The 26,568-nt window shown below is 73.9% G+C and carries 24 protein-coding genes; 9 read left to right on the forward strand and 15 right to left on the reverse strand.

The window, feature by feature from the left end; translation table 11 throughout:
• Positions 1-52: 52 nt before the first annotated feature.
• Both Saso_RS19455 and Saso_RS19460 read left to right on the forward strand, forming a co-directional pair.
• Positions 53-748 (forward strand): RNA polymerase sigma factor, encoded by a 696-nt coding sequence (locus Saso_RS19455; protein ID WP_229901340.1) that lies wholly within the window; start codon positions 53-55, stop codon positions 746-748.
• A complete protein-coding gene (locus Saso_RS19460) occupies positions 745-1,848 on the forward strand; it encodes a CU044_5270 family protein (RefSeq protein WP_189923429.1) in 1,104 nt (367 codons plus the stop codon). Before Saso_RS19455 ends, Saso_RS19460 begins: the two co-directional genes overlap by 4 nt.
• Before the next feature lie 90 nt (positions 1,849-1,938).
• Here Saso_RS19460 and Saso_RS19465 read toward each other — a convergent pair whose 3' ends face one another.
• The 9 genes from Saso_RS19465 to Saso_RS19505 all read right to left on the reverse strand — a co-directional run bounded on the left by Saso_RS19465 (position 1,939) and on the right by Saso_RS19505 (position 10,755).
• Positions 1,939-3,162 (reverse strand): CU044_5270 family protein, encoded by a 1,224-nt coding sequence (locus Saso_RS19465; protein WP_189923427.1) that lies wholly within the window; start codon positions 3,160-3,162, stop codon positions 1,939-1,941.
• A 1-nt stretch (position 3,163) separates the two neighbouring features.
• Positions 3,164-3,712 carry an RNA polymerase sigma factor gene (locus Saso_RS19470; RefSeq protein WP_189923425.1) on the reverse strand — a complete coding sequence of 183 codons (549 nt, stop codon included), beginning with the start codon at positions 3,710-3,712 and terminating at the stop codon, positions 3,164-3,166.
• A gap of 90 nt (positions 3,713-3,802) precedes the next feature.
• Positions 3,803-4,165: a helix-turn-helix domain-containing protein gene (locus tag Saso_RS19475; protein ID WP_189923424.1), complete on the reverse strand. Its 363-nt coding sequence runs from the start codon at positions 4,163-4,165 to the stop codon at positions 3,803-3,805.
• A gap of 376 nt (positions 4,166-4,541) precedes the next feature.
• Positions 4,542-5,528 carry a polysaccharide deacetylase family protein gene (locus Saso_RS19480; protein ID WP_203833533.1) on the reverse strand — a complete coding sequence of 329 codons (987 nt, stop codon included), beginning with the start codon at positions 5,526-5,528 and terminating at the stop codon, positions 4,542-4,544.
• 42 nt (positions 5,529-5,570) lie between these two features.
• Entirely contained in the window at positions 5,571-6,554 is a 984-nt protein-coding gene (locus Saso_RS19485; RefSeq protein WP_203833534.1) for a glycoside hydrolase family 11 protein, read from the reverse strand.
• A 272-nt stretch (positions 6,555-6,826) separates the two neighbouring features.
• Positions 6,827-8,227, reverse strand: a complete 1,401-nt coding sequence (locus Saso_RS19490) for a sugar ABC transporter permease (RefSeq protein WP_229901618.1) — start codon at positions 8,225-8,227, stop codon at positions 6,827-6,829.
• A complete protein-coding gene (locus Saso_RS19495; RefSeq protein WP_189928554.1) occupies positions 8,218-8,997 on the reverse strand; it encodes an ATP-binding cassette domain-containing protein in 780 nt (259 codons plus the stop codon). Before Saso_RS19495 ends, Saso_RS19490 begins: the two co-directional genes overlap by 10 nt.
• A 12-nt stretch (positions 8,998-9,009) precedes the next feature.
• Positions 9,010-10,125, reverse strand: a complete 1,116-nt coding sequence (locus Saso_RS19500; RefSeq protein WP_189928552.1) for a sugar ABC transporter substrate-binding protein — start codon at positions 10,123-10,125, stop codon at positions 9,010-9,012.
• Positions 10,126-10,287: 162 nt separating this feature from the next.
• Positions 10,288-10,755 carry a DUF5990 family protein gene (locus Saso_RS19505; RefSeq protein WP_229901617.1) on the reverse strand — a complete coding sequence of 156 codons (468 nt, stop codon included), beginning with the start codon at positions 10,753-10,755 and terminating at the stop codon, positions 10,288-10,290.
• Positions 10,756-10,897: 142 nt separating this feature from the next.
• Between Saso_RS19505 and Saso_RS19510 the strand changes: the two genes are divergently transcribed.
• Both Saso_RS19510 and Saso_RS19515 read left to right on the forward strand, forming a co-directional pair.
• Positions 10,898-11,758 carry a polysaccharide deacetylase family protein gene (locus tag Saso_RS19510; RefSeq protein ID WP_189928548.1) on the forward strand — a complete coding sequence of 287 codons (861 nt, stop codon included), beginning with the start codon at positions 10,898-10,900 and terminating at the stop codon, positions 11,756-11,758.
• A 411-nt stretch (positions 11,759-12,169) separates the two neighbouring features.
• The gene (locus Saso_RS19515; RefSeq protein WP_189928546.1) at positions 12,170-12,688 is read left to right on the forward strand and encodes a lamin tail domain-containing protein; all 519 of its coding nucleotides are present in this window, start codon (positions 12,170-12,172) and stop codon (positions 12,686-12,688) included.
• A gap of 90 nt (positions 12,689-12,778) precedes the next feature.
• On the opposite strand, the gene Saso_RS19520 is transcribed toward Saso_RS19515, so the two are convergent.
• Together Saso_RS19520 and Saso_RS19525 are read right to left on the reverse strand one after the other, a co-directional pair.
• Positions 12,779-13,438: a response regulator transcription factor gene (locus tag Saso_RS19520; protein ID WP_189928544.1), complete on the reverse strand. Its 660-nt coding sequence runs from the start codon at positions 13,436-13,438 to the stop codon at positions 12,779-12,781.
• A 1-nt stretch (position 13,439) separates the two neighbouring features.
• Positions 13,440-14,798 (reverse strand): sensor histidine kinase, encoded by a 1,359-nt coding sequence (locus Saso_RS19525; protein ID WP_189928542.1) that lies wholly within the window; start codon positions 14,796-14,798, stop codon positions 13,440-13,442.
• Positions 14,799-15,099: 301 nt separating this feature from the next.
• Between Saso_RS19525 and Saso_RS19530 the strand changes: the two genes are divergently transcribed.
• Genes Saso_RS19530 through Saso_RS19540 form a run of 3 tightly spaced genes read left to right on the forward strand, consistent with a single transcriptional unit; the run spans position 15,100 to position 18,719 of the window.
• The gene (locus tag Saso_RS19530) at positions 15,100-15,309 is read left to right on the forward strand and encodes a hypothetical protein (protein WP_189928540.1); all 210 of its coding nucleotides are present in this window, start codon (positions 15,100-15,102) and stop codon (positions 15,307-15,309) included.
• Positions 15,306-16,055, forward strand: coding sequence for an ABC transporter ATP-binding protein (locus Saso_RS19535; protein ID WP_189928538.1), 750 nt, complete (start codon positions 15,306-15,308; stop codon positions 16,053-16,055). Before Saso_RS19530 ends, Saso_RS19535 begins: the two co-directional genes overlap by 4 nt.
• A 3-nt stretch (positions 16,056-16,058) precedes the next feature.
• Positions 16,059-18,719 carry an FtsX-like permease family protein gene (locus Saso_RS19540; protein WP_189928536.1) on the forward strand — a complete coding sequence of 887 codons (2,661 nt, stop codon included), beginning with the start codon at positions 16,059-16,061 and terminating at the stop codon, positions 18,717-18,719.
• A 31-nt stretch (positions 18,720-18,750) separates the two neighbouring features.
• On the opposite strand, the gene Saso_RS19545 is transcribed toward Saso_RS19540, so the two are convergent.
• A complete protein-coding gene (locus tag Saso_RS19545; RefSeq protein ID WP_189928534.1) occupies positions 18,751-19,698 on the reverse strand; it encodes a helix-turn-helix domain-containing protein in 948 nt (315 codons plus the stop codon).
• A 102-nt stretch (positions 19,699-19,800) separates the two neighbouring features.
• Here Saso_RS19545 and Saso_RS19550 point away from each other — a divergent pair, with 102 nt between their 5' ends.
• A complete protein-coding gene (locus Saso_RS19550) occupies positions 19,801-20,889 on the forward strand; it encodes a saccharopine dehydrogenase family protein (protein WP_189928532.1) in 1,089 nt (362 codons plus the stop codon).
• Between the two features lie 216 nt (positions 20,890-21,105).
• Positions 21,106-22,671 carry an alpha/beta fold hydrolase gene (locus tag Saso_RS19555; RefSeq protein ID WP_229901616.1) on the forward strand — a complete coding sequence of 522 codons (1,566 nt, stop codon included), beginning with the start codon at positions 21,106-21,108 and terminating at the stop codon, positions 22,669-22,671.
• A 28-nt stretch (positions 22,672-22,699) separates the two neighbouring features.
• On the opposite strand, the gene Saso_RS19560 is transcribed toward Saso_RS19555, so the two are convergent.
• The 3 genes from Saso_RS19560 to Saso_RS19570 all read right to left on the reverse strand — a co-directional run bounded on the left by Saso_RS19560 (position 22,700) and on the right by Saso_RS19570 (position 25,910).
• Positions 22,700-23,029, reverse strand: a complete 330-nt coding sequence (locus Saso_RS19560) for a hypothetical protein (RefSeq protein ID WP_189928530.1) — start codon at positions 23,027-23,029, stop codon at positions 22,700-22,702.
• Between the two features lie 58 nt (positions 23,030-23,087).
• On the reverse strand, positions 23,088-23,921 hold the full coding sequence (locus Saso_RS19565; RefSeq protein ID WP_189928528.1) for a TNT domain-containing protein: 834 nt from the start codon (positions 23,919-23,921) through the stop codon (positions 23,088-23,090).
• Positions 23,922-24,278: 357 nt separating this feature from the next.
• Entirely contained in the window at positions 24,279-25,910 is a 1,632-nt protein-coding gene (locus Saso_RS19570; RefSeq protein ID WP_229901615.1) for a transglycosylase domain-containing protein, read from the reverse strand.
• Between the last annotated feature and the right edge of the window lie 658 nt (positions 25,911-26,568).

Below are 26,568 nucleotides of genomic sequence, written 5' to 3' on the forward strand. Positions count from 1 at the left end.
GTGTGGCGCAGGTCACGGGAAGTCGGTGCGGGGTGCCGGACAGCTCATCGACGTGAGCACACATATCCGTTCCCGGGTAAGGGCCGGGGAGTCGAGCGCGTTCGCGGAGTTGTTCGACGACCACTCCCGCGCCGTCTACAACCACGCCTTCCGGCTGACCGCCGACTGGTCGACCGCCGAGGACGTCATGGCCGCCACCTTCATGGAGGCCTGGCGGCTGCGCGACCGGGTCGACCCCGAAGGCGGCTCCCTGCGGCCCTGGCTGCTGGGCATCGCGACCAACACCGCCCGCAACCAGTACCGCAGCAACCGGCGCTACCGGGCGGCGGCGGGCGCCGCGGCCGCGGCCGAGCTGTCCGTGCCCGACCACGCCGACGAGGTCGCCGACCGGGTCGACGGCCGGCGGCGGCTCGCGAGCGCCCTCACCGCCCTCGCCACCCTGCGCAGACCCGAACGCGAGGTCGTGGCGCTCTGTCTGGGAGAGGGGCTGGACTACGAGTCAGCCGCCGAGGCCCTCGGTGTCCCGGTCGGCACCGTCGCCTCCCGGCTGTCCCGGGCGCGCAGGAAACTGCGCACGCTCGCCGGGGCCGAGGAAGCCCGCCGCCCGGCGTCCGGCCCGGCGCCGGACCCGGCCGCCGGACCCGTTTCCGGAAAAGTTCGCGGAAACCGGGAAGGCGGCCGCACCGGCCGACAGACAAGAGGTGATCACACACACGTGGTCCGGCCCGCGCAGGGAGGAAACCGATGAACGCGAACATGTCCCGGCAGAGTCCGGCCGAGGGCGAGGAGAGCGCACAGCTCTTCGCCCGGACGGCGCGTGACCTGCCGACGGGTCGTCACCAGTTCCACAAGGAGCGTCTGATGGCCCAGATCCACGCAGCCCGACAGGAAGAGCGCACGGCGGCCGCCGCCCCCGGCAGGACCCGGCGGGCGTGGCCGCGGCTGCCCCGCCCGGCGGTCGCCCTGCCCGCGCTGGCCGCCGCCCTCGCCGGAGTGGTCGTCGCCGTGGTGTCCACGTCCGGCGGCGGCGGGGTCGAGGACGGCGGTGTCGCCACCGGACCGGCCCTGACCACGACGCTCGGCGCGGCCACCACCAAGGGGGTGCCGCAGTTGCTCGACCAGATCTCGCTGGCGGCCGCCTCGGTGACCCACCCGGCCGTCGGACCCGGCCAGTACGTGTACATCGAGTCCAAGGCGGCCGACACCTTCCTGAAGACCGTCGGCGACAAGACCAGCCTGGCCGGCCACGCCCTGCACACCCGTCAGGTGTGGAACTCCGCGGACGGCACCAAGGGCTGGCTGATCGACCCCGCCGTCAACGACAGCCCCGAGGGCGAGACGCTGAGCCTTCCCGACGAGCTGGGCAACACGCCGAAGGCGCACCTCGGCGCCCCGTCGTACGACTACCTGACCAAGCTGCCCACCGACCCCGACCAGCTGCTCGCCAAGATCTACAAGGAGACCGCGGGGCAGGGGAACACCCCGGACCAGCAGGCCTTCACCACCATCGGTGACCTGCTCACCGAGAGCTACCCGCCGGCGGAGCTGTACTCGGCGCTGTTCCGGACCGCGGCGAAGATCCCGGGCGTCGTGGTCGTCGACGACGCCGTGGACGCGGTCGGCCGGCACGGCGTGGCGGTGGCCCGGCTGGACGAGACCAGCGGTCAGCGCGAGGAGTGGATCTTCGACTCCAGGACCCATGTCTTCCTCGGCGAGCGCTCGGTGCAGGTCGAGCGGCTGAGCGGGACGGACGGCCTGATCAAGCCGGGCACGGTCACCTACACCAACGCGATCCTGAAGCGCGCGATCGTCGACGGCATCAAGCAGACCCCGTCGCAGTCCGGCTGACCCGCCCCGGGGCGTTTGCCCGGCGGCCCTGCCCGGGGGCGGAACGGGTCCGCGCCCCGGGTCCGCCCGGCGACCCGGCCGGCCGGGCGGCTACCGTGCGCCGGTCGGCTGCCCGGTCGGCTGCCCGGTCGGCTGCCCGGTCGGCTGGTCGTCGGTCCACTTCGCCTCGACGGTGACGGTGTAGTCGACCGGCGTCCCCGCCGTGATGCCCGCCGCCGCGGCGGCCGCGGACGGCTTCACCACCGTGCGCCGCTCGGCCAGCAGGGCGCCGGTGCCGGGGTCGACGATCAGCTCGGGGCGGACGGACCCGTAGTCGGGCGTGCCGGTCGCGGGCAGTGCGAACCCGGCGCCCTTGCGGCCCGTCGGGTCGGTGACCTCACCCAGCGAGACGATGCCCGGCAGGTCCGCGATGACGCGGTAGGCGGCGGCCCGGACGTCGTCCCCGACCGGCAGGCGGATCAGGTTCGCCGCCTGCTGCCAGGTCCACTCGGTGCGGTCGGAGGTCTCGCCGTCGCGGTCCTGCGCGTGGAGGTCCGCCAGGACGCGCTTCAACTTCGCGGGATCGCCCGGGAGTTCGCGCAGGTCCGCGTAGGTGACGTTGCGGGCGCCGAGGGCGGCGATCCGGTCGCCGCTGCTGATCGTGGCCGTCGTCGGCGTGTTCTCGCGCGCCGTCTCGATGCGCACGCCGAGCCGTCCGCCCGACGGGCCCGTGGCGAGTGTCAGTTCCTTCGGGGATCCGGCCGCCTCCCAGCGCTGCCGGTCACGCGCGGTGCGGGGCTGGGTGGAGGCGTCGATACCGGAGACCCACACGCTCCGCGCGCCGGACTTCACGCCGTAGGAGTACCGCTGTGTCTCGGCCGTGACGACCGAGATGCCCGGGACGGGCTCGGCGATCACCCCGACCGAGGCCGATCGCGTGGTGACCTGCCAGTACGCGCCTGCGTTCGCCGTGCGGTCGAGCCGGGCCGCGACGGTCAGCAGCGCGAGGCGCCCGTCCGCCGGGGTCCCGGCGGGGGCTCCGGTGGCCGAGGGCCCGGCGCTCGTCCGGGTCCCCTCGGAGCCCGAGGTGCCCTCGGCCAGCGTGCCGACGACGACCGCCGCCGCCACCGCCGTCGCCGCGACGGGCAGCACCCAGCGCCGGCCGAACACCGGCGGACCGGAGGCCGCGCGGGTCCCGCGGGTCTCACGGGGCCCGGACATGATGGTGAGCAGGTCGTCGCGGGCTCGGTCGGAACCGGCCAGCCGGGCCGGGTCCAGCTCCTCGGGTCGTGCCTTGGCCAGGGTCTCCATGACATCGGGCCGCTTGCGTGCCATGTCAGTGCTCCTTCACAGTCGCGGTCACTGTCGGACGGGTGTCGTGAGAGAGCCCGGCCGCCACCGCGTCGACGGCACGTTCCAGCCGTCGTCTGGCCCGGTGCAACCGGACCGAGAAGGTGGCGGTGGAGCATCCGAGGACGTGCGCGGCCTGCTTCGGGCCGAGGCCGTTCCAGGCCACCAGGGTCAGCAGTTCGCGATCGGCGGCCGACAGTCCGGCCAGCGCCTGGAGCGCCGCCGCCCGCTCGGTCACGTCCGAGGCCACGTCGTCCACCCGGGCCCCCGAGGTGACGAGGCGCTGTGCCTCCTCGACGGCCAGCGCGTACTGTCTGCCGTCACGGCGCCGCAGTTCACGCGTCAGGTTGCGGGCGACCCGCAGCAGCCACGGCAGCGGCGGCGCGGGCACGTCCCGCATCCTGCGCCAGGCGATCGTGAAGGTCTCGCTGGTGATGTCCTCACCGACCTGCCGGCCCACCAGGCTCGAGGCATAGGCGAGCACCCGTGGCTGGCACTCCTCGTACACGTCACGGAAACGTTGGACGTCGCTCACGCACCCTCTCCTCATCTCGGCTCTCTCACCTGGCAATGGCCGGGAGCCGCGACTTCTTACAGGGGAGGGGAGAAGTTGTTCCCCGACGCGCTAGGCGGAGGGGGGCGCCGGGTGCGAGGCGGACCTGTCGGACGCCTCGTCCGCGGCACGGCGGTACTCGGCGTTGATGCGCTGGGCCTCCTCGAGCTGGTCCTCGAGGATGACGATGCGGCAGGCGGCCTCGATGGGGGTGCCCTGGTCGACGAGCTCCCGGGCCCGGGCGGCGATCCGCAGCTGGTAGCGGGAGTACCGGCGGTGGCCGCCCTCCGAGCGCAGGGGAGTGATCAGCTTGGCCTCCCCGATGGCGCGCAGGAAGCCCGGGGTCGTACCGAGCATCGCTGCGGCCCGGCCCATCGTGTAGGCGGGGTAGTCGTCGTCGTCCAGACGATCGCCGAGCGGGATGTCTGCCGTCATGTCACCTCTCGTGTGTGCAACGCGTCGAGGGGCCCCGGTGCCGTGCGGCACCAGGGCCCCGAAGGGAAATTCAACACCATCGGCCGGCTCTGCTGCTGTGCCGACCCGCTGCTTCGCTACCCGGACCCGGCGAACGGGTGGGGGCGCGTGGATCGCGGCTGCGTGACCGGGGACCACCTTCCAATCCATGGCCTTGCGGTACCCGACCTGGTGAACTCCTCGGGCCGGGCGATCCTGATGGCGTCTGTGTTTCCTTCCTTCCTTCGGACGGATCACTTACCTGGTCGTGCGTACACAAGAAACGCTACCCAGTTCCAAGGTCAATGTCTACCTTGGCGAGAGTAGATTTCACTCCCTCGGAGGCGCGGTTCTCCTGTCAGCCGGCGGTGCAGGAGACGGTGGGCCAGGTCCAGTTGCCGTTGGGCTGGACGGTGACGCCGAAGGTGTTGCCGCTGCCGTTGGGTTTGGCGGTGAGTACCTGGGCGCTGGGGTAGGTGGCGTTGGTGTTCCAGGTGGAGAGGATCTTGGCCGGGGAGGGCACGTTCATGGTCACCGTCCAGTTGCTGGAGCCGGTGACGGTGACGTTGAGGTTGTAGCGGTCGCTCCACTGCTGTCCGGCGGAGAGCGCGGCGGCGCAGGAACCGGTGCCTCCGCCACCGCCGCCACCGGTGCCGTCGGGGGCCACGGCCCGGCCGGTCTGCGGGGAGATCCGGCCGGCGCACAGACCCCGGGCGGCCAGCCCCTGGGCGATGCGCGGGATCGCCGCGAGTGTGTTGGCGGGCCAGTCGTGCATGAGGATGACCTGGCCGTTGCCGAGCCGCGAGGCGGCCTGGACGATCGCGTCGGTGCTCGCGTTGTTCCAGTCCTGCGAGTCGACGTCCCAGATGATCTCGGTCAGGCCGTACTTGGCCTCGACGCTCTTCACGGTCGCGTTGGTCTCGCCGTACGGCGGCCGGAACAGCACCGGGGTCCCGCCGCCCGCGCCGGAGACGGCCGCCTGGGTCCGGGAGATCTCCGAGTCGATCTGCGCCTGGCCGAGCTGGGTCAGGTGCGGGTGGGTGTAGCTGTGGTTGCCGACCCACATGCCGGCGTTCACCTGGGCCCGGACCAGGGAGGGGTTGGCGGCGGCGTACTGGCCCTGGTTGAACATCGTGGCGCGCAGCCCGTTGCGGGTGAGGGCGTCGAGCAGGGCCGTCGTGCTGCCGGACGGGCCGTCGTCGAAGGTGAGTCCGACGTACCCGTTGCAGGTGGCGGCCGGTGCCGGGGTGGCGGCGCGGGCGGTGAGGGTGCCTGCGGCTGCCGTCGCGACGACGAGCAGCCCGGCGGTCAGGGCGCGTAAGGGGATGCGTGGTCCGCTGTGCATGGGGAGTGGTCCTCCTGCCTGGTGCGGGGTGGGGGTGCGGGCTCAGCCGGCGGTGCAGGAGACGGTGGGCCAGGTCCAGTTGCCGTTGGGCTGGACGGTGACGCCGAAGGTGTTGCCGCTGCCGTTGGGTTTGGCGGTGAGTACCTGGGCGCTGGGGTAGGTGGCGTTGGTGTTCCAGGTGGAGAGGATCTTGGCCGGGGAGGGCACGTTCATGGTCACCGTCCAGTTGCTGGAGCCGGTGACGGTGACGTTGAGGTTGTAGCGGTCGCTCCACTGCTGTCCGGCGGAGAGCGCGGCGGCGCAGGAACCGGTGCCTCCGCCACCTCCTCCGCCGCCGCCCGAACCGGCGCCGTCCACCGTGATGCGGGAGTTGCCGCTGCTCTGGTAACCCTCGGTGGCGAGGATCATGTAGTAGTTGAAGCTCCCCAGGGGCATCCCGGCGCGGGCCCACGCGTCGAAGTGGTTGCCGGTGGTGATGGTGCCGCCCGTCCGCTTCGACTGCCTGACGCTCCAGTACTGGTCGAAGGTGCGGGTGCCTTCGACGGAGGGCGCGTTGTACCGGGTCGTCTTGTAGATGTCGTAGGTGCCGCCGTCGCTGGTGACGGTCCCCTTGAACGTGCCCGTGGGCCGGTAGGTGCCCCAGTTGTCGACGATGTAGTACTCGACGAGCGGGTTCGAGGTCCATCCGTAGAGGGCCAGGTAGGCGTTGCCGGACGGGTTGAAGGTGCCCGAGTAGGTCACGCTCCGGCGCCCGCCGTTGCTCCAGCCCTTGCCGGCGACGAAGTTCCCGGTGTTGCTCCACGAGGTGCCGTAGGTGCCGCCGCTGCCCAGGTTCATGGAGACCGTGCCCTGGGAGTCGGTCCAGAACGAGTAGTAGTAGCCGTTGTCGGTGCCGGTCTGGTTCGTGGTGACGACGGTGTCGGCGTGCGCGGTGCCCGGCAGGGTGAGCGCCGCCAGGGCGACCAGCAGCATGGTGCAGACACCGCTGATGAGCAGCCTGAGCCGCCGTGCGGGTGCGGAATTCATGGGTGTGTCTCCTCCTCGTCCGCGGGGGCCGATGACGGCGTCAGTGTTGGCCTGCGCACGACAACTGTCAATCCTTTCGGTATCTGTTACGAAACATTCGAAGCGAAGAAAGAGGCCGACGCTTTCCCTTTTCGCAGTTCAATGGATGTGCGGGCGCGATCCGGTCAGTTCTGCTCGGCAAGATCGGTAAATGCAAGATCAATGAGCCGACCGTAGGTTCTCGAATGTTTCGTGATTCAGGCGGTCTTTCCGGGCGCCCGGCGGGTCGCCCCTCAGATGCGTCCGCGCGCCTCCGCGGAGCGGCGCGCCAGCGAGTCGAAGACGACCGCGATGAACAGCACCCCGCCGGTGATCATGAACTGCACCGGGGGCTCGACCCCCAGCAGCGCCATGCCCGAGCCGACCGACTGGATGACCAGCACCCCCAGCAGCGCGGACCAGGCCGAACCCCGTCCGCCGAACAGGCTGGTGCCGCCGATGACGGCCGCGGCGATGGCGTTGATCAGCAGCACCCCGGAGCCCGAGATCTGGCTCGCCGCGGTGAGCCGCGAGGAGATGAACAGGCCGCCGACCGAGGCCAGGGTGCCCGACACCACGAACACCGAGATCCGTACGCGCACCACGTCGACGCCCGACCTGCGGGCGGCCTCCGCGCCGCCGCCCAGGGCGAGGACCTGCCGCCCGTAGGGCGTGCGGCGCAGGAGGAGGTCCGCGGCCGTCAGGACCCCGAGGAAGATCAGCAGCGCCAGCGGCAGCCCCTCGAACCGGCCCAGCACGTGCACGGCCGTGAACGCGACCGCCGCGAGCAGGGCCGTGCGCGCCCAGATCCCGCTCCGCGCCCGGCACGGCATCCCGGCCGCTGCGCGCCGCCTGCGGTCGTGGTGGGAGACGAGGAGGTACGCGGCCGTGCAGAGCCCCGCCAGTCCGTAGGCGACGACGGCGGAGCCGAAGTACCGGCTGGTCAGCGTCGCGACCAGCCCGTCCTCGCTGAAGTTGACGGAGCTGTCGGGTCCCAGCAGGTAGAGCATGACGCCGTTCCAGACCAGCAGCCCCGCGAGGGTGACGACGAACGCGGGCACGCCGATCCTGGCGAAGGAGAACCCCTGGACGGCGCCCGCGCTCGCGCCGGCCAGCACCGCGATGATCACCGCGAGCCATTCCGGCATCCCCAGGTTCACGTTCAGGGCGGCGAACAGGGCGCCCGCGAGGCCGGCCAGGGAGCCCACCGACAGGTCGATCTCGCCGATCAGCAGGACGAAGACGATGCCGACGGCGATCATGCCGGTCCCGACGATGTCCACGCTGAGGACGGACAGGTTGCGCGGCGAGAGGAAGTTGTCGTTCAGGGCCTGGAACACGATCCAGGTCACGGCGAGGGCGAGCAGCACCGGGGCCGGTCCGAGCCCGTCCTCGCGCAGCCTGCGGCGCACCGCGCCCGGGTATCCGCCGAGCCGTCCGGCGCCCCGGCGCCCCCCGTCACGGCCCGGCGCGTCGCCCGGCGCGTCGCCCCGGGTGCCGTCCGGGCCGACGTCCGCCGCGGCGCCCTCCTCGTCGTCCGGGCCGGCGCCCGGCTTCCCGCCCCGGCCGGCCGTGTCGTCGGCACGGTGTGCGCGACCGGCGCCGGGAGCGGCGTCGGTCGGACGGGACCGGTTCCTCCTCCCCCTCAGGGCCATGCTTCCTCCGGGCGGGTCGTCCGGTGCGCCACCGCGTTGTCCGACGCGCCCGTGATGGAGGAGATGATCTGCTCCTGCGATGTGGTCGGCACGTCGAAGACGCCGTTGTTGCGGCCCAGCCGCAGGACGGCGACCCGGTCGGCGACGGCCTTGATGTCACCCATGTTGTGGCTGATGAGCAGCACACCGAGGCCCTGGTCGCGCAGTTCCTCGATGAGGTCGAGCAGCTGGCTGGTCTGCTCGATGCCCAGCGAGGCGGTGGGCTCGTCGAGCAGCACCAGCCGGGGCGCGCCGAGGAACGAGCGGGTGATCGCGACGACCTGCCGCTGCCCGCCGGACAGCGTGGCGAGCGGCACCCGCACGTCCGGGATGCGGATGGACAGGGTCGTGAGCAGCTCGCGGGTCCGGCGCTCCATCTCCACCTCGTCGAGGATGCCGAAGCGGTGGATCTCCCGGCCGAGGAAGAGATTGCCCACGACGTCGAGGTTCCCGCACATCGCGAGGTCCTGGTAGACCGTCGATATCCCCAGGGCCTGGGCGTCCTGGGGGCGCCGGATCTGCACGGCCCGGCCCTGCCACTCGATGACGCCCCGGTCCGCGGGGCCGACTCCCGAGATCACCTTGACCAGGGTGGATTTACCGGCGGCGTTGTCACCCATCAGGGCGACCACCTCTCCCGCCCTGATCTCCAGCTCGACGTCCGCGAGCGCCTGTACGGCGGCGAACCGCTTGGAGACTCCGCGCAGCGCCAGCAGGGGCTGAACCGGCACGGCTCCACCTCCTCATCCGGTGAGTCCGGCCTCGGCACAGGCGGACCTGAGCGCAGGGGTGCATATCTGGCCGATGGTGTACATACCGTCCTTCACCAGGGTGCCCTTGATGTCGCCGACGGTCACCGGGACGGACGGGAGCAGGACGGCCGGGATGTCCTCGGTGGTCCCGTTGCCGACGGTGCGGGTGGCCAGGGAGCCGGCCGTCTCGCCGCGGCCCAGCGCGATGGCCATCTTCGCGGCGGCGGCGGCCGCGGGTTCGAACGGCTTGTAGACGGTCATGTACTGGTCGCCCTTGACGATGCGCCGCACGGCCGGGAGGTCGGCGTCCTGGCCGGTGATCGGGGGCGGCGGTCCGGCCCCGGCGGCCTTGAGGGCCGCGACCACGGCCCCGGCGAGGCTGTCGTTGGCGGCCAGCACGCCGTCGATGTGGTCCGCGCCCAGGGCGGCGATGGCGCGGGTCATGTCGGCGAAGGCGTTCTCGGGCCGCCAGCCGACGGTGTCGTAGGACTTGCCGATGCGCACCTTGCCGTCGAGCACGGAGAGCGCGCCCCGCTTGAACCAGCCCGCGTTGGGGTCGGTGGTCGCGCCGTTCATCATGACGATCCGGGCGCCGGCGGCCTTCGTGCCGAGGGCCTTCAGGAGCGCCTCGCCCTGGAGCCTGCCGACCGTCGCGCCGTCGAAGGTGACGTAACCGGATATCGGGCCCTGGGCGAGCCGGTCGTAGGCGACGACGGGGATGCCGGCCCGGTGCGCGGCCTCGACGGACGGGCGCAGCAGCTGGGGGTCGACGGCGGCGAGGATGAGCACGTCGACCTGCCGGGTGATCAGGGACTCGAGCTGCTGCCGCTGGACCGCCGGGTCGGAGGTGGCGGCGATCGTCGGCGCCGGGCAGGCCGGGCACTGCCGTTCCAGCTGCTTCTCGAGCAGCGGCCGGTCGAACCGCCCGAACCGTGAGGCCCCGCCGCCGGGGAGCAGCACCCCGACCGTCAGGTCGCCGTCCCCGCCGCCGCCCCCTCCCGTGCCGCAGGCCCCGGTCAGGGCCAGGCCGGCGGCGATCGTGACGGCCAGGGCCGCACGGGTGAGGGCCCTGCGCTTCACGGCCGGAGTGGCGGCACCGAGACCCATCTTCGGTTCCTTAGGACACTTGGACGTCTGTCCGTTTTTGCCCCGAAAAAGGCACTTGTCGCCAAGCCTAGCCAAGCCCCGGGCATCCCGTCCCGTCCGGCCGGGGGCGCGGGTCCGGCCCGGGTGCCGGTCGCGGCGCCGGGTCCGGGTGGCGGCCGGGGTCTACTCCGCGTGCTCCGCGGTCCAGGTGACCAGCGGGGGCTCGACGCGTGCGCACAGCGGGCCGCCCTGCGCGTCGGTCAGCCCGAGACGTGCGACCAACAGGCCCTCGCGGGCGGCGGTCGCGAGCACCTCGGCGGGGACGGCGTCCAGCATGAGCTTGGCGCGGCGGAACATCGTGAAGACGCCCGACTCGTCGACCGTGCCCCACGACAGGTAGACGAACCGCCGGCCCAGCCGGTCCTGGACATAGGGCCCCGTCACCTCGGTGCCGGCCGGTGTGGTGGTCGCGGTGCATTCCAGCGTCCAGGTCGCGGACGGCGCGTCGCCGCGCTGCGGGTCGAGGAGTTCGGCCGGCCGGTCCCGCCGCTGCACGGCGACGTGCAGGTCGCCGCGGGCGGACGCCCGGGTCTCGGCGGAGGCGGGCCGGACGGGGCCGGGCAGGTCGACGGCGTCGATGCGGATGCGCATACGAGCCATCATCCCGCGCCCCGCGCCCCGGCCGCCGGGGCGAGACATGGGTCATGGTCCAATCCGGAGCGGAACCTCGGACGCCCGTTCGACATCAACCAGGTGACAGGCCGAGGGGCCGGACGACATGGGGTGGGGCGCGATGGACAGGCGGATCAGGGGAGCTGCGCTGGCCTGCGCACTTCTCGTGGCGGGCTTCGCGACGGGCTGCGGGACCGGGTCCGGGTCCGACGGCGACTCCCGCGGTGCCGGCGAGCCGTCCCCCTCGGCGTCCCCGGCACGGACGGTCCGCGGTGACGCGGGCGCGCGGGCCGACCTCGCCGCCGCCTACCGCAAGTGGGGCATCGAGCCGCTGGCCGCCCCGCCCGCCCCGCCCGCCGCCAAGCCGGTCGACCTCTCCGCCACCGGCGGCCACATACCGGTGATCAGTGAGATACCCACGCAGCAGAAGGTCGTCTTCCTCACCTTCGACGACGGGGCCGAGAAGGACCCGCAGTTCGTCACGATGATGCGGGAGCTGAAGATCCCCTTCACGATGTTCCTGACGGACGCGGCCATCAGCTCCGACTACGGCTACTTCAAGAAACTCCAGGCCTTCGGCGACGGCGTCCAGAACCACACGCTGACCCATCCCAACCTCCGCACCCTGGGCGCGGCCGCCCAGAAGCAGGAGATCTGCGGCCAGCAGACCAAGCTGAAGGACCGGTACGGCACCGCGCCCCGGCTCTTCCGCCCGCCGTACGGCAACTGGAACGAGGACACCAGGGCCGCCGCCGCCTCCTGCGGGCTCGAGGCGATCGTGCTGTGGCGCGAGTCCATGCAGATCAAGAACATGCAGTACCAGCGCGGCGACAGGAAGCTGCACCCCGGCGACATCATCCTGGCCCACTTCCGGGGGCCGTCGGAGCTCAAGGGCACGACGATGACCGAGATGACGGCGAACCTGCTGCGCCACGTCCAGGAGCAGGGCTACACGATCGCGCGCCTCGAGGACTACCTCTAGCGGCACCCGGCGCCCCGCCGCACGGCGGCCCGCCCCGACCGGCTCTTTCCAGCCGCCTCCGGCCCTTCGCGGCTCTCCGGAGGCGGCTTCCTTCGTTACCCACTTTCGGGTGACGGGTCGCCGCGCGGTGGGGTGGCGCGACGTGGCGCCCGGGCCGTACACCCCAACTCCCACAAGGGCTCAAGATACGTAACAGGCGTCAACCTGGACACCTGCCGCTTGAATGGACGTTACAGCCGAGAGTCACAGAGATATGGACAACAAGTAACACAGGCCATGTTTCCCTCTCATCTCCCGCACTCCGTGGACAAAGTGTGTGTGCGGCCAGCCGACCGCACCTTCACACCGCACCGGAACCGCGGCGGGCACGAAACCGCCGCGGCAAGGTGCTCGCACCACCAGGGGAATTCTTTGTCCACTGCCGCTTCCGCCACCGCCCGCCGCCTGACCGCCGCCGCCCTCACGGCCGGCGCCATCGTCGGGGCCGTGGCCCTGCCGGCGTCCGCCGCCGACCACCGTCCGGACAACCGCCGTCCCGAGGTGAAGATCAGCGACGTCCAGTACGACGCCCCGGGACGTGACGACCGCTCCCGGAGGTCGCTGAACGAGGAGTGGGTCGAGCTCACCAACACCACGCGCCGCAGCATCAACCTCGACGGCTGGACCCTCCGCAACGAGGACGGCCGTACCTACACCTTCCGCCACTTCCGTCTCGACGGCCGCGCCACGGTCCGCGTCCACACCGGTGAGGGCCGCGACACCCGTCGTGACCTCTTCCAGGACCGCAACCGCGAGGTCTGGGACAACCGCTCCGACACGGCCACCCTGCGCAACGACCGCGGCCGCTTCATCGACGACGAGTCCTGGGACCGCAACCGTCACCACCACGGCGGCGGCCACCACGGTGGCGGCCACCACCACAACCACTGAGCGACGCATACCCACACCGCGCGCCCGGACCTGCGAAGGTCCGGGCGCGCCCGCGCGTGCGGACCGTGCGCGCCGCGTCGCCGACCGCCCTCAGGCGAGGCGCCGCAGGTCCTCCAGGTAGCGCAGCACCGCCGCGACCCGCCGGTCCACCTGGTCCGTCGGTGACAGGTCGAGCTTGGCGAAGATGCTGCGGATGTGCTTGTGGACGGCGCCGTCGGTGACGACGAGCCGCCCGGCGATGGCGGAGTTGCCGAGCCCCTCGGCCATCAGCGCGAGCACGTCGCGTTCCCGGGGACTGAGCCGCTCCAGCCGGGTGTCCTGACGCGAGCGGGTGAACAACTGGGCGACGACCTCCGGGTCGACGGCGGTGCCGCCCGCCGCCACCCGGTGCAGCGCGTCGAGGAACTCCTCCACCCGCCCCACGCGCTCCTTGAGCAGATACCCGAGCCCGCTCACCCCGCCGCCGAGCAGTTCGGTCGCGAAGCTCTGCTCGACGTACGCCGACAGCACGAGCACGGCCAGGTCCGGCCGCCGGCGCCGCGCCTCGACCGCCGCGACGATCCCCTCGTCGGTGTGGGTCGGCGGCATCCGCACGTCCAGGATGGCGACGTCCGGCTCATGGGCGTCGACGGCCGCCAGCGCCCCGTCGGCGGTGTCCGCCGTTGCCACCACGTCGAGACCCTCCGCGCGCAGCAGCAGGGCGAGCCCCTCCCGCAGCAGGGGGTCGTCCTCGGCGATCACGATCCGCATGTCACGCTCCACAGGGAAGGTCCGCGCTCAGGACGGTCGGGCCGCCGGGCGGGCTGGTCAGGGTGAGGCTGCCGTCGTGGGCCGCGACCCGGCGCCGGATGCCGGACAGCCCGGTGCCGCCGGCCTCCTCGGCACCGCCCCGGCCGTCGTCCTCGACGCTCAGCAGCAGGCGCCGGCCGTCACCGCGGACCGTGACGACGGCCTGCCCGGCGCCGCTGTGCTTGGCGATGTTGGTCAGGGCCTCGGCGATGACGAAGTAGGCGGTGGTCTCGACCGACGCGGCACAGCGTCCGGGCACGTCCACGTCGATCCGGCAGGGCACCGCGCAGTCCGCGGCCAGCCCCGAGAGCGCGCCCGCCAGTCCCCGGTCGGCCAGCACCGGCGGCAGGATCCCGCGCGCCACCGTGCGCAGTTCGGCCAGCGCCTGTTCGGCGGCGGACTGGGCGCGTTCGAGGAGTTCGTCGGCACCGGCCGGATCCCGGGCCACCATGCGGCGCGCCGCCCCGACCAGCACGGTCACCGACACGAGCCGGTTCTGGGCGCCGTCGTGCAGGGAGCGTTCGATGCGGCGCAGTTCGGTCGCGTGGGCGTCGAGCGCGGCGGCGCGGGTGGCGGTGAGTTCGGCGATCCGCAGCGACAGGTCCGCGTCCGGTCCGGCCGCGAGGAGCAGGCGTCCGGGCCGGGCCTGCGCCCGCGCCATACCGGGCGCCAGCCCCACGATGATGGCGCTCCAGCCCACGCCCAGCAGCGCCACGGCGAGGGCGTCGGGCCAGGAGTGCGCGCTGCCGATGGCGACGGACGTGGCGGTCGCGCCGTCCGGCAGGAGCTTCCAGTACAGCGGGAACGTGCTGTCACGCACGGCGAAGACCGGGAGGAGGACGCCGAGCAGTCCGAGCGGGAGGCCCAGGGTGGCGTGCCGGACCAGCCAGCGCAGCTCCCGGCGGGTGGTCGGATCGACGAGCGCGGTCCGCAGCCCGGTGGGCGGGGGCCGCGGCGCGACCACCTCGGGACCCCAGCGGGCGAGCCGCCCGCGTTCCCGGCGGGCCAGGGCGTGCAGGGCGCGCAGCGGCAGGGGTGCCATGAGCAGCCCCACCCCGGCGAGGCCCGCCACGGCGGTGACCGCCAGCCACAGCAGCAGGAGCAGCGCGAGCAGGGCCGTCCTGAGTCCGGACGAGAGCTGGGAGATCGCGGACCCGGCGGCCCCCAGGGCCCGCCCGACGGCCTCCCCGACACTCTCGCCCGGCTCCGTGCCCTGCTTCTCGCCCGGCGGGGTGCCGTCGGTCCGGATGTCGCCGGTCCGGATGCCGTCGGTGCGGATGTTGTCCGGGCGGTCGGCCGCCGTGTTCCGCCGGATGCCCATCCCGCCCTCCTTCTCCGCCGCCCGCGTGTGCGTCCGCCGTCCCGCGCGTCGGCCCGCTCGCCGTGGCCGTTGCCCCGGCGGGCCGAGCCGGTGGCGGACGGCCGGTGACCGGCGGGGCGGCCGTGGGCCGGTTCGCGAACGACCTTATGACGCGGGCCTGTTCGGCGTCATGCGCGGGCCGGGAGAGTACAGCCTGCTGTACCCCGGACCGGGCGGACTGCGGGATCGGCGGCGGGGGGTGCCGCTCCCTAGCGTCGGTGACGACAGCGAGAACGCCACAGGACACCGGGAGAGGGCCCCCATGACGAACACGACGACCACCGGTCCGGACCGCCTGACCCGTGGGGAGATCGCCCGCACGCTCCTGTGGTCCGTGGTGGTGATCAGCGCGGTCGCCAACATGGCGGCCTCCTTCGGCGGTGCCGACACCTGGGTGCACCTGGTCTGCGGCGCGGTCACCGTGCTGGGCGCGGGCACCCTCGTCGTGCGCAACCTGCGGGGCCGTCGGTGAACGCGGACACCGCCGCCGTCCGGGGCGCCGCGCCGGCCATCGCCCTGGACGGCGTCAGCAAGGCGTACCCGGGAGGTGTACGCGCCCTCGACGACGTGTCGTTGACCGTGGAACACGGCACGTTCCTCGCCGTGATGGGACCTTCGGGCTCCGGCAAGAGCACGCTGATGCACTGTGCCGCCGGGCTGGACGCCCCCACGTCGGGCCGTGTCCGCATCGACGGCCGGGAGATCACCGGCCTGAACGAGACCCGCCGCACCGAACTGCGCCGTGAGCACGTCGGCTTCGTGTTCCAGGCCTACAACCTGATCCCCTCCCTCAGCGTCGAGGACAACATCACGCTGCCGCTGCGGCTGGCGGGACGCGCCCCGGACCGTGACTGGATGCGCACCCTGGTGGAGCGGGTCGGGCTCACCGCCCGGCTGTCCCACCGCCCGGCCGAGCTCTCCGGAGGTCAGCAGCAACGAGCGGCCGTCGTGCGCGCGTTGGTGGCCAGACCGGCCGTGGTCTTCGCGGACGAGCCGACCGGCGCGCTCGATCTGCGCAGCGCCCACGAGGTGCTCGACCTGCTGCGCGACCTGGTCGCCGATCTGCGCCAGACGGTGGTCATGGTCACCCACGACCCGGCGGCCGCGGCCCGCGCGCACCAGGTGCTGGTGATGGCCGACGGCCGGGTGGTCGAGTCGCTCAAGGCCCCGACCGCCCCCGAACTCGCGGGCCGTCTCGTCGCGTTGGGAGGGGTCTGAGCCATGTTCCGTACTGCGACAAGGATGGCGGGGCACCGGATCACCGCGCTGATCGCCGTGGCCTGCGCGGTCCTCGGAGGTGCGGCGCTGGTCACCGCCACCGGTGTGCTCGCCGAGTCCGGACTGCGCTCCCGGCTGCCCGCCGGGCGGCTCGCCGGCGCGGACGTCGTGATCGCGGCCGACCAGGAGTTCCGCGCGCCCGGTGAACTGCCGACGGCCCTGGTGGAACGCCGCCGGATCCCGTCCCGGCTGGTCGGCGAGCTGGCCGGGCTGCCGGGCGTCACCGCGGCGGTCGGCGACATCAGCTTCCCCGCCGCCCTGCTCGACTCCCGCGGGCGGGTCGTAGCGGCCGGGGACCCGCGGGTCGCGGGCCACGGCTGGTCCTCGACCCGGCTGGCCGGGACGGCGGGCGCGCACGTCGACGGCAGCGCACCGGCCGGTGCCGGCGAGGTCGCCGTGGACCGTGCCACCGCGGCCGCGGCCGGGATCGCGAAGGGCGACAGCGTGCGGGTCGTCGTCGACGGACGCCCCGCCGCCCCCTACCGCGTCTCGGCGCTGATCGGCGCGCCGGGCGCTCAGGACCGGGCGACCCGGGGCGTCTACTTCGCCGACCCGACGGCCGCCCGGCTCTCCGGCCGCGACGGCGCCGACGACACCGGCCGCACCGGCCGCGCCGACGACACCGGCCGCGCCGGAGTCGCAGGTGGCGCCGATGTCTCCGGGGCCGCACCCGGCTCCGGCGGGGCGGACTCCGCCGGGGGCGCGCGTGCCGGGACCGTGGACCTGGTGGGGCTGCGCACCGAGCCCGGTGCCGAGGGGCGCGTCGCCGCCGAGGTCCGCGCGAGACTGGCGGGCACCGGGCTGCTGACCGTCACCGGAGCCGATCGCGGCGACACGGCCGAACCCGGCGCGGGAGCCTCCCGCTCTCTGCTGGTCCTCCTCGCCGGGTCGCTCTCCGGGATCGTCCTGCTGATCACCGGGTTCGTGACGGCGAGCGCGCTGGCCGTGTCGATCGCCGGACAGCGCCGGGACCTGGCGCTGATGCGGGCCGTCGGCGCCACCCCCGGACAGATCCGCCGGCTGGCTGCCGCCCAGTCCACCGTCGTCGCCGCCGTGGCCGTGGTGCCGGGCGCGGGCCTCGGCTACCTCCTCGCCGGGCAGTTCCGGCGGCTGCTCGCGGACCGCGGGGTGGTGCCGCCCGGACTCCCCCTGACGTTCAGCCCCTTGCCGGCGCTCGCGGCCGTCCTCCTGCTGGGTCTGACCGTGCAGGTGTCGGCCCGCTGCTCGGCCTGGCGGACCTCGCGGATGCCGGCCACGGAAGCCGTCGCGGAATCGCGCAGCGAACCGCGCGACCCGTCGCGGGCCCGCACCCGCGCGGGGATCGTGGTCGTCGTCGCCGCCACCGCCATGTCGGCTCTCCCGCTCTTCTCCCGCACGCTCGTCGGCGCGACGGCCACGTCCGTCGCGGGCATCGTCGGGGCGATCGGCCTGGCGTTGGCCGGCCCCGCCCTGGTCCGGGGCATCGGCGGCGCGGCGGCGCGGGCGACGCGGTCGGGCTCCTCCGCGCCCACCTGGCTGGCGACGGCCAACCTCCGCGCCTACGCCCTGCGCAACGCGGGGATCGTCAGCACCCTCGCCATGGCGGTCGTGTTCGTGCTGACGTACACCTTCACCCAGACCACCGTCCTCGCCGCCACCGACCGCGACACCCGCGCAGGCACCCTCGCCGAGCAGCGGCTCACCGCGCCCGGCCTGGGCGGACTGCCCACCGGGACCCTCGCCGCCGTGCGCCGGACCCCCGGTGTGTCGGCCGCCGCCCCGGTCGGCACGACCACCGTGGTGTGGCAGTACCGGCAGTTCGGGGACACCGTGAGCGAGCCGGGCTCCGCGACGATCCTCACCCCGGACGCCTCGGACGTCCTCGACCTCGACGTCAGGGCCGGCGCGCTGGACCGGCTCACCGGCGCCACCGTCGCCGTCAGCGACGAGGCCGCCCGCACGCGCTCCGCGGGCGTGGGCCGCCGGATCAGCCTGGTCCTCGGCGACGGCACCCGGACCGAGGCGACCGTCGTCGCCGTGTACGAACGCGGCCTCGGCTTCGGCCCGGTGGTGCTCTCCGGCGACCTGGCGGCCGGACACACCACCACGCGGCTCGACCAGTCCCTCCTCGTCCGCACGGACGGCACGAGGGCGGCCGGGCAGCACCTCGCGGCGTTCGCCGCCTCCCGTCCGGGCCTGGTGCTCGCGCCGGCGGAGCCGCCGTCCACCGGCGGTCTGCGCGACGCCCCGCCCGAGGTGTGGATCAACCTGGTCACCATCGTCGTCCTGCTCGTCTACCTCCTGCTGAGCATCGCCAACAAGCTCGTCGCGGCCACCGCCCAGCGCCGTACCGAACTGGCCGCCCTGCGGCTCAACGGCACCACACCGCGGCAGATCCGCGCGATGATGCGCCGCGAGGCCGCGATGACGGCCGCCACCGCGCTCGTCACCGCCCTGCTGCTCTCCGCGCCGCCCCTCGCCCTCCTGGGCCAGGGCTTCCTGGGCCGCCCCTGGCCGGCCGGACCGGCCTGGCTGCTGCCGGGCCTCGCGGCCCTGGTCACCGTCACCGCCTTCGTCACCGTCGAACTCCCCACCCGGCGGACCCTGCGCACGCCACCGGTCTGACGGCGGGTGCCGTACGGCGGTCCGCGCGCCGCTACCGGGGGGTCCCCGAGCGGAAGGTCCGGCGGTAGGTGTCCGGCGGCACGCCGACCGTGCGGTTGAAGTGCCGGCGCAGGGTGGTGGCGGTGCCCATGCCGGTGGCCGCGGCGACGGCGTCCACCACTTCGTCGGTGGTCTCCAGCAACTCCTGCGCCCGCCGGATCCGTTGGGTCAGCAGCCAGCGCAGCGGAGTGGTGCCGGTCACCGCCCTGAAGTGGCGGCCCAGATGGCGCGAGCTCATCCCGGCCTGCCGGGCCAGGTCCTCCACGGTGAGCGGCCGGTCGAGGCGTTCGATCGCCCAGGGCAGGAGCGCGCCGAGCGGGTGGTCGTCGCGCGCGGGCACCGGCGCGGCGACGAACTGGGCCTGGCCCCCGGCCCGGTGCGGCGGTACGACCAGCCGGCGGGCGACCGCGTTGGCGACCGACGAGCCGTGGTCGAGGCGGACCAGGTGCAGGCACAGGTCCATGGCGGCGGCCTTGCCCGCCGAGGTCAGCACACGGCCCTCGTCCACGTAGAGCACGTCCGGGTCCACCGCCACCCGCGGGTGACGGGCCGCCAGCACGTCGGTGTGCGCCCAGTGCGTGGTGGCGCGCCGGCCGTCCAGCAGACCGGCGGCGGCCAGCACGAAGGCACCCGTGCACAGCGAGGCCACCCGCGCCCCCGCCTCGTGGGCCGCCCGGACCGCGTCGACGAGAGGGGCGGGCGGTTCCACGTCGACGTCCGCCCAGCCGGGGACGATCACGGTGCGGGCCTCCCGCAGGCGGTCGAGCCCCCGGTCGGGCTCCAGCAGGAACCGGCCGACCCGCAGGGCCCCCGTCCCGCAGATCTCCACGTCGTACCAGGGGACGGTCACACCGGCCGGAGCCGCGCCGAACACCTCGTACGCCATGGACAGTTCGAAGTGCAGCATCCCCTCGGTGAGGGCCAGCGCGACATCAGCCATGTCCGGAACTGTACGGGGTACGTCGTTCCGGACACTCACGCCGAGGCGCCCGCTCTTGCCAGGCTGTCCCCGTCAGGAAGCCGACCGGTACGGGGGAGCGCCATGGGACACGGACAACAGCACACGAACGCACACCGGCACGGACGCGGCGACGCGCGGCGCCGGGTGGTGACGGTGTTCGGCGCGTACGGGCACACCGGACGCTTCGTGGTGGCGCAGCTGCGGGCCCGCGGGTTCGTCCCGGTCCTCTCCGGCCGGGACGCAGGCAAGCTGCGGGAACTGGCGGCCTCCGCCCCGGGACTCGAGGCACGGCCGGCGTCGGTCGACGACCCCGCCTCGCTCGACCGCGCCCTGGACGGCGTCGACGCCGTGATCAACTGTGCCGGCCCCTTCGCCCTCACCGCCGCTCCGGTGATCGAGGCCGCGCTGCGCGCCGGGGTGCCGTACGTCGACGTGGCGGCCGAGATCGAGGCCAACCTCGACACGTTCACGCACTTCGCGGACCGGGCCGGCGCGCTGGGCGCGGTGGTCGTCCCCGCGATGGCCTTCTACGGCGGTCTCGGCGACCTGCTGGTCACCGCCGCGATGGGGGACTGGACGGCGGCCGACGAGGCGGACATCGCCTACGGGCTGAGCGGGTGGCGCCCCACCCCCGGCACCCGGGTCGCCGGGACCGTCTCCCGGGAGCGGCGGGGCGGCCGCCGCGTGCGCTTCACGGGAGGGCGGCTGACCTACCACGACGACGCGCCGACGCTCCTGAAGTGGGACTTTCCCGAGCCGACGGGCAGCAGGGAGGTCGTCGGCGAGTTCACGATGGCCGACGTGGTCACCGTCCCGAGCCATCTCGACGTGCCCGAGGTGCGCACCCACATGGCGAGGGAAGCGGCCGAGGAGCTCTCCGCCCCGGACACGGCGGCGCCGTCCGCCGCCGACGAGGACGGCCGGTCCGACCAGACCTTCGTGGTCGAAGCCGTCGTGCGCCGCGGCGGGACGCAACGGCGTGCCGTGGCGAGCGGCCGGGACATCTACGCCGTCAGCGCGCCGCTCGCGGTGGAGGCGGTCGACCGCATCCTCACGGGCCGCGTCCTCACGACCGGTGTCGCGTCCGCGGGCAGGATCTTCGACGCCGCCGACTTCCTGCGCGCGCTGGCCCCCCACATCTCCCTCGAACCGCCGGGCCGCCCTGCGTAGAGTGCGCGGGCGCGGAGGGGGTCCGCCGGGGTGCGGGCCACGCGGGCCACGCGGGCACGGGGCGTGGACAGGGAGCGGGACCGTCCCCTCTGAAGTTGTGCACTCCATTGACTGGCGAAAGGAATGTGCCCTACATTCGCGGACGCTTCGTCAGCGCACCGATCCCGCTCCGGGCCGTCCCCCGCCGCCCGCCCGCCCCCCACAAGGAGCCGCCCCATGCCTGCCGACACGCACCGGCGCACTCCCCGCACGCCGTCCCTCGGCTCCGACACACGCCGTCCGCACGGCACTTCGCCCCTCCTTCGCGCGCCCCGAGCGCCCCGAGCGCTCCGCGCTTCCCGCGCATCGCGCGCACGTCTGCGCATCGCGCTGACCGCGCTGGTGGCGCTGGCGTCCGCGACGCTCACCGCGCTCCCCTCGGAAGCCGCCGGGACGGCCTCATCGATCCCCTCGGCCCCTTCAGCCTCGTCCGCCTCGTCCGCCCTCGCCGGCACGGTCGAGCCGCGGGTCGCCGGTCGTCTCACCGGCACGCTCTCCGACGGCGCCACCTGGATCGCCGACGTCCCCGAGGACTGGAACGGCACCCTCCTGCTGTTCAGCCACGGCTTCGGTCCCACCGTCGCCCGCAACGCCCCCACGGACGCCGTACGCACCGAGTTGCTCGCCCGCGGTTATGCCATGGCCGGGTCGTCGTACGACCCGAACGGCTCGATGTGGGCCCTGGAAAGCGCCGAACGCGACCAGTTCGCCACGCTCGACGCCGTCGCCGCGCGGATCGGCGCACCCCGGCGCACGCTGGCCCTCGGCCAGTCCATGGGCGGCCTCGTCAACGCGCAGCTGGCCCGGGACGGCGGCGGGCGCATCGACGGCGCCCTCGGCCAGTGCGGACTCGTCGCGGGCGGCACCGACCTGGACAACTACCAGCTGGACGCCGAGTACACCGTCGCCCGCCTGCTCCTGCCGGGGCAGGACGTACCCCTCGTCCGGTTCGGCACCGCCGCCGAGGCCTCCGCCACCGCCGACCTCCTCACGCGGGCGGTCACCGCCGCCCAGGGCACCCCGCAGGGCCGCGCAAGGATCGCGCTGGCCGCCGCGTTCCTCAACCTGCCCGCCTGGGCGCCGGGGCAGGACCGGCCCGCCCCGGCCGACTGGGACGGACAGCAGAAGCAGCAGTACGCGTGGTTCGCCCAGGGCATCCTGAGCTTCGTCGAGGGCGGCCGCTACGCCGTCGAGCAGTCCGTCGGCGGCAACAACTCCTGGAACAAGGGCGTCGACTACGCGGACCTGCTCGCCGCCTCGCCGCACGCGCCGCAGGTCCGCGCCCTCTACCGGACCGCGGGCCTCGACCTGCGGGCCGACCTGCGCACCCTGACGGAAGGCGCCACGATCACCGCCGACCCCGCAGCCGTCCGCACCGCGCTGCGCACGTCGTCCGCGGGCCAGGGCCTCGAGGTGCCGCTGCTCGACATCCACACCACCGCCGACGACCTGGTCCCGGTGGAGCAGGAGAACCGCTTCGCCGCGCGGGTGCGCGCCGCCGGCGACGGCGCGCTGCTGCGGCAGGCCTACGTCGAGCGGCAGGGCCACTGCACGTTCACCACCGCCGAGACCGTGGCCGCCCTGCACGCGCTCGAACACCGCGTCAGCACCGGCCGCTGGGACGACGCGGCCACCGCGGGCGCCCTCCAGCGCTCCGCCACCGCGCTCGGCCTCGACGGCGCGGCCTACGTCCCCTACACCCCGGCCCGGTTGTCGGTCGGCCGCCCCTCGTATGCGCCGTGACATCCCCGGAGCGCATTGCGGCGCCCGGTCAATCCGGTTCCCGGACCGAGCCCTCGCTGTCGCCGGCGCGCAGGATGTGCCTGGCCTCCTCGGGAGAGGGCGGCACGGGGTGCGGGCCGGGGTCGGTCAGCTCGGCGTACAGGCGACGGCAGGCCTGATCCTCGTCGGCGAACCGCGCCCACACCGTGCGGGCGCCCCGCTGCCGAACGCCCACCACCCACTCACCGGCCTGGCGCTCCAGATAGAGCCGGTCCTCCGGCCGGGGCACGTCCGGGGAGCCGGGGCAGCCCGCGATCTCGTACAGGCCCGCCGGGACCCCGGCCGCGTCCAGTGCCTCGCACAGCTGACGGCGGTCCATCCTCGCTCCCGTTCCGCGCTCCCGTTCCGCTCACGTGGCCGCCCCGGTCCCCCGGCGGTCAGTTGGCCCGCTCCAGGTTACCGGCGGCCAGCAGGGAGCTCACCGTCGCACCGGTCTTCACGTGCGGGCAGTACCGGGTCTGGTTGGTCTGCACCGAGGTGACGTACTGGACGCCCAGTCCCGGCTGCTCGAACGCCGGGGCGATCGGCCCGGTGCACACGAGGGTGTCCTTCTTCACCCGGTAGAGGCGGTAGTCGAAGGGGTAGCGCGGGTCCTGGGTGTTGAGGTTGGACGGCGGGATCGAGCGCTGACCGTACTTGGCGTCGGCGGGCGCGAGGAACTTGCCGAACTCGTTGCCGAAGCGGTCCAGCATCTGACCGGGCTTGAGGGTGATCTCGGCCGCGATGACGTTGCCGCTCTGGTCGTGGGCGAAGCCGTCGTCCGGGACGAGCGAGTACCTCCAGTCGCCGAGCCCCTGGAGGGCGGTCGGGTCCCACCACTTGTTGAGGAACTCCACCGGGGTGAGCGCGCCGAACCGGTCGTAGCCCCTGAGGATGTTCCCGAGGATCCCGGTGTGCGGCAGCCTGGCCGGGCCGAACCGCCAGTCGTTGCACACGAACTGCGTGTGCGCGTAGGGGTAGGGCGACGGCACCAGCCCCAGGCAGTGCGTCCGGTCGTCGTCCGCTCCGGGCCGCGTGTCCCGCGGCCGCTGCCTGCCCTCGTCGGCCGCCCGGACCGCCGGCGCCGGCGGAGCCGGGACCGCCGCCGTCCCGGAACCGCCGGCGGCGGACGTCTGCGGGTCCGCGGCGACGGACGGGGGAGCGCCGAGCAGAAGGGAACCGGCGAGTCCGGCCGTCGCGGCCGCACTCGCACCCCATCGACGGAATGCCACTCGTACCTCCGGAAGATTCGAGCCCTCAGGGCGTCGGAAGCCCCCCGGGACATCACAGAAGCCCGGCCGCGCCCCAGCAACACGAGCGAGCCGAACGGACCCACCGACCACCCGTTCGCCCCAGCCACCGCCCCCGAGCGACGGCCCGCCCCCGGCCCCACCCCCGGTCCCCGGTCCCTGGCCCCCAGCCCTATGGCCCTGGCCCCGGCCCTCCGGTCCCGGCCGCCCGGCCCCGGCTCGGGCCTGCGGCTTCCGGCCTTGGCGTACCGGCGGGTGATCGCGCTCCGGGTCGGGCCGGGCGGTCCGCGGGCCCGGGCCGGCCCCGGATGCGCTTCAGGGTGACGGCCCGGGCCGTCGTCAGTTCGGCGCGCCCTTCGTGGCGGCCCGCCAGATCCCGTCCGCCACCTTCTGCGCGAACTCCGTCGGCGACGGCTCGTTCGGCAGCCGCGCGGGCACCGTCGTGCCCTTCTTCGGGCCCGCCTTGTCGGCGAACAGCGCGACCGTCAGGGCGAGTCGGCCGTCGTACCCGGTGCTCCACACCGTGCGACGAGCGCTTCCGGCACCGGCTCCGGCGGTGATGAACCCCTTCGCCTCCGGCACCGGCACCGTGCCCGGGACGGCGTCGGTGCCGGCAGCCACGGGCGCCGGCCCGGCCCCCGATCGCGCGCCCGCCACCAGCGCCTCCTTCTCGTCCAGGACCCGCCGCACGTCCGGACGCGCGCGGTAGACCGTACGGCCCCCCTGCGTGATGCGCGCGACGGTGTACGGCGTGGCGTACGTGCCGCCGGCCGCCACCGCCGCGTACGCCGACGCCAGGTTCAACGGCGTCGGCGCCGCCGTCTTCAGCATCTTGCCCAACGGCTCTCCCACACCCCGCACTTGGCCGAACGGATTCAGGGCCGTCCCCGCCTCCACCGCCCCGCTCACCGCGTCGTTGAACGACTGCCGCGCGTAGTCCGAGCCGCCGTACAGCACCCGCACCGCCCCGTCGCCGGGCACCAGGCCGACGGCCGCGGTGTGCACCCGCACGCCCTTGCCCCCCGGATGCTCCTGCACCAGCTGGGTGGCACTGTCCTGGAGCGCCAGGTCGAAGGTCGTCGTCACGCTGTAGCCGCCGCTCGCGAGCCGGTCCTCGGTGATGCCGAGCCGGTCCGCGGCCTCCTTCGCGGCGACGTCGATCAGATACTGCCGCTGTCCCTCCGTCTCACCCGGCGGATAGAACCGGAACGCCGGGAAGCGCGCCGCCGCCCGCTGCTTCGCCGTGATGCTCCCGCTCACGGCCATCGCGTCGAGCACCCACTCCCAGCGGTTCTCCAGCTTCGCGGTCACCTTCGGATCGGAGCCCGCCTTCTCGTAGTACGACGGGATGTTGACGATGGCCGCCAGCGCGGCGCCCTGCGCGACCGTGAGGTTCTTCGCGTCCACGCCGAAGTAGTTGCGCGCGGCGGACTGGATCCCGGCGGCGCCCCTGCCGAAGTACACGGTGTCGAGATAGCCCTCGAGGATCTCGTCCTTGCCGCGGGTGCGGTCCAGCTTGATCGCGATCAGCGCCTCCCGCGCCTTGCGCGACAGCGAGTGCTCGGGACTCAGCAGCGCGTTCTTCACGTACTGCTGGGTGATCGTGGAGCCGCCCTGCGGGTCACCGCCGGTCGCCGCCGCCAGCAGGGCCCGTGCGATGGCGCGCGGCGAGACCCCGCTGTCCGTACGGAAGGAGCGGTTCTCCGCCGCGATCACCGCGTCCTGCACATGCCGGGGGACCGAGGACAGCGGGACGTCCTGCCGGTCGACCGGCCCGCGCCGGCCCAGATAGGCGCCGTCCGCGTCGAGGAACACGGTGCTCTGCACGACGGTCTCGGGGTGCGGCTTCGGGATGACCGTCAGGTGGTACGCCGTGACCGCCGCCGCGCACAGGAGCACGAGGAACGTGAGGAAGACGTAGGCCAGTCGGCGGAGCCGTCGGCCCCGGTTGCGCCGGAGCCGGACCCGCAACGGCGCGCGCCCACGGCGCCGCCGCTGCGAAGCCGCCCCGCGCCCCGCCCCGCGCCCAGCGGCCGCCCCCGACCCCGCTCCGGCGACCAACCCCGACCCCGCTCCGGCGGCCGGTCCCGACTCCGTCTCGGCGGCCGACCTCGACCCCGCCCCGGATGCTGGCCCCGACCCCGCCCTGGACGCTGACCCCGGCCCCAGCCTCCGTCCGGACGCCGACCTCGCCCCTGTCTCCGGCCCGGACTCGGACCCGGACCCGGACCTCCGTCCGGACGCCGACCATGCCCCCGTCTCCGGCCCGGGCCCGGACGCCGACCCCGGCACCGCTTCCGGCGCCGGCCTAGCCGCGGACTCTCGCCCGGCCAAAGTCCTTGACACCAAATCAGGCACCGTCCCCGACCCCGGATCAGACGCCGTTCCGGCCTCCGAATCGACCGTCGAGTCGGACGCCGAATCGGCCCGTGAGTCGGACGTCGAACCGGCCCCCGAATCGACCGTCGAACCGGCCCGTGAGACGGTCCCCAGCCACTTTCCCGCCCGTCGTGTCCTTCGCACGGGACGCGCCGCCCCTCGTGGCCCGATTCCGCGGCCGTCCCCGTGCCCGGTCACGCCCCCGTCACCGTCACCAGAGCCGACCGCGGCACCGCCACCCGCACCGCCG

The sequence above is a fragment of the Streptomyces asoensis genome (genome assembly GCF_016860545.1).
Classification (GTDB): Bacteria; Actinomycetota; Actinomycetes; order Streptomycetales; family Streptomycetaceae; genus Streptomyces; species Streptomyces asoensis.

What these genes read in the sequence shown, in the direction of transcription:
- Saso_RS19530 (WP_189928540.1), top strand. Translation starts at nt 15,100, where the DNA reads ATGACGAACACGACGACCACCGGTCCGGACCGCCTGACCCGTGGGGAG.
- Saso_RS19560 (WP_189928530.1), bottom strand. Translation starts at nt 23,029, where the DNA reads ATGGACCGCCGTCAGCTGTGCGAGGCACTGGACGCGGCCGGGGTCCCG.
- Saso_RS19480 (WP_203833533.1), bottom strand. Translation starts at nt 5,528, where the DNA reads ATGCACAGCGGACCACGCATCCCCTTACGCGCCCTGACCGCCGGGCTG.
- Saso_RS19460 (WP_189923429.1), top strand. Translation starts at nt 745, where the DNA reads ATGAACGCGAACATGTCCCGGCAGAGTCCGGCCGAGGGCGAGGAGAGC.
- Saso_RS19475 (WP_189923424.1), bottom strand. Translation starts at nt 4,165, where the DNA reads ATGACGGCAGACATCCCGCTCGGCGATCGTCTGGACGACGACGACTAC.
- Saso_RS19540 (WP_189928536.1), top strand. Translation starts at nt 16,059, where the DNA reads ATGTTCCGTACTGCGACAAGGATGGCGGGGCACCGGATCACCGCGCTG.
- Saso_RS19510 (WP_189928548.1), top strand. Translation starts at nt 10,898, where the DNA reads ATGGACAGGCGGATCAGGGGAGCTGCGCTGGCCTGCGCACTTCTCGTG.
- Saso_RS19490 (WP_229901618.1), bottom strand. Translation starts at nt 8,227, where the DNA reads ATGGCCCTGAGGGGGAGGAGGAACCGGTCCCGTCCGACCGACGCCGCT.
- Saso_RS19555 (WP_229901616.1), top strand. Translation starts at nt 21,106, where the DNA reads ATGCCTGCCGACACGCACCGGCGCACTCCCCGCACGCCGTCCCTCGGC.
- Saso_RS19500 (WP_189928552.1), bottom strand. Translation starts at nt 10,125, where the DNA reads ATGGGTCTCGGTGCCGCCACTCCGGCCGTGAAGCGCAGGGCCCTCACC.
- Saso_RS19465 (WP_189923427.1), bottom strand. Translation starts at nt 3,162, where the DNA reads ATGGCACGCAAGCGGCCCGATGTCATGGAGACCCTGGCCAAGGCACGA.
- Saso_RS19550 (WP_189928532.1), top strand. Translation starts at nt 19,801, where the DNA reads ATGGGACACGGACAACAGCACACGAACGCACACCGGCACGGACGCGGC.
- Saso_RS19485 (WP_203833534.1), bottom strand. Translation starts at nt 6,554, where the DNA reads ATGAATTCCGCACCCGCACGGCGGCTCAGGCTGCTCATCAGCGGTGTC.
- Saso_RS19525 (WP_189928542.1), bottom strand. Translation starts at nt 14,798, where the DNA reads ATGGGCATCCGGCGGAACACGGCGGCCGACCGCCCGGACAACATCCGC.
- Saso_RS19520 (WP_189928544.1), bottom strand. Translation starts at nt 13,438, where the DNA reads ATGCGGATCGTGATCGCCGAGGACGACCCCCTGCTGCGGGAGGGGCTC.
- Saso_RS19545 (WP_189928534.1), bottom strand. Translation starts at nt 19,698, where the DNA reads ATGGCTGATGTCGCGCTGGCCCTCACCGAGGGGATGCTGCACTTCGAA.
- Saso_RS19505 (WP_229901617.1), bottom strand. Translation starts at nt 10,755, where the DNA reads ATGCGCATCCGCATCGACGCCGTCGACCTGCCCGGCCCCGTCCGGCCC.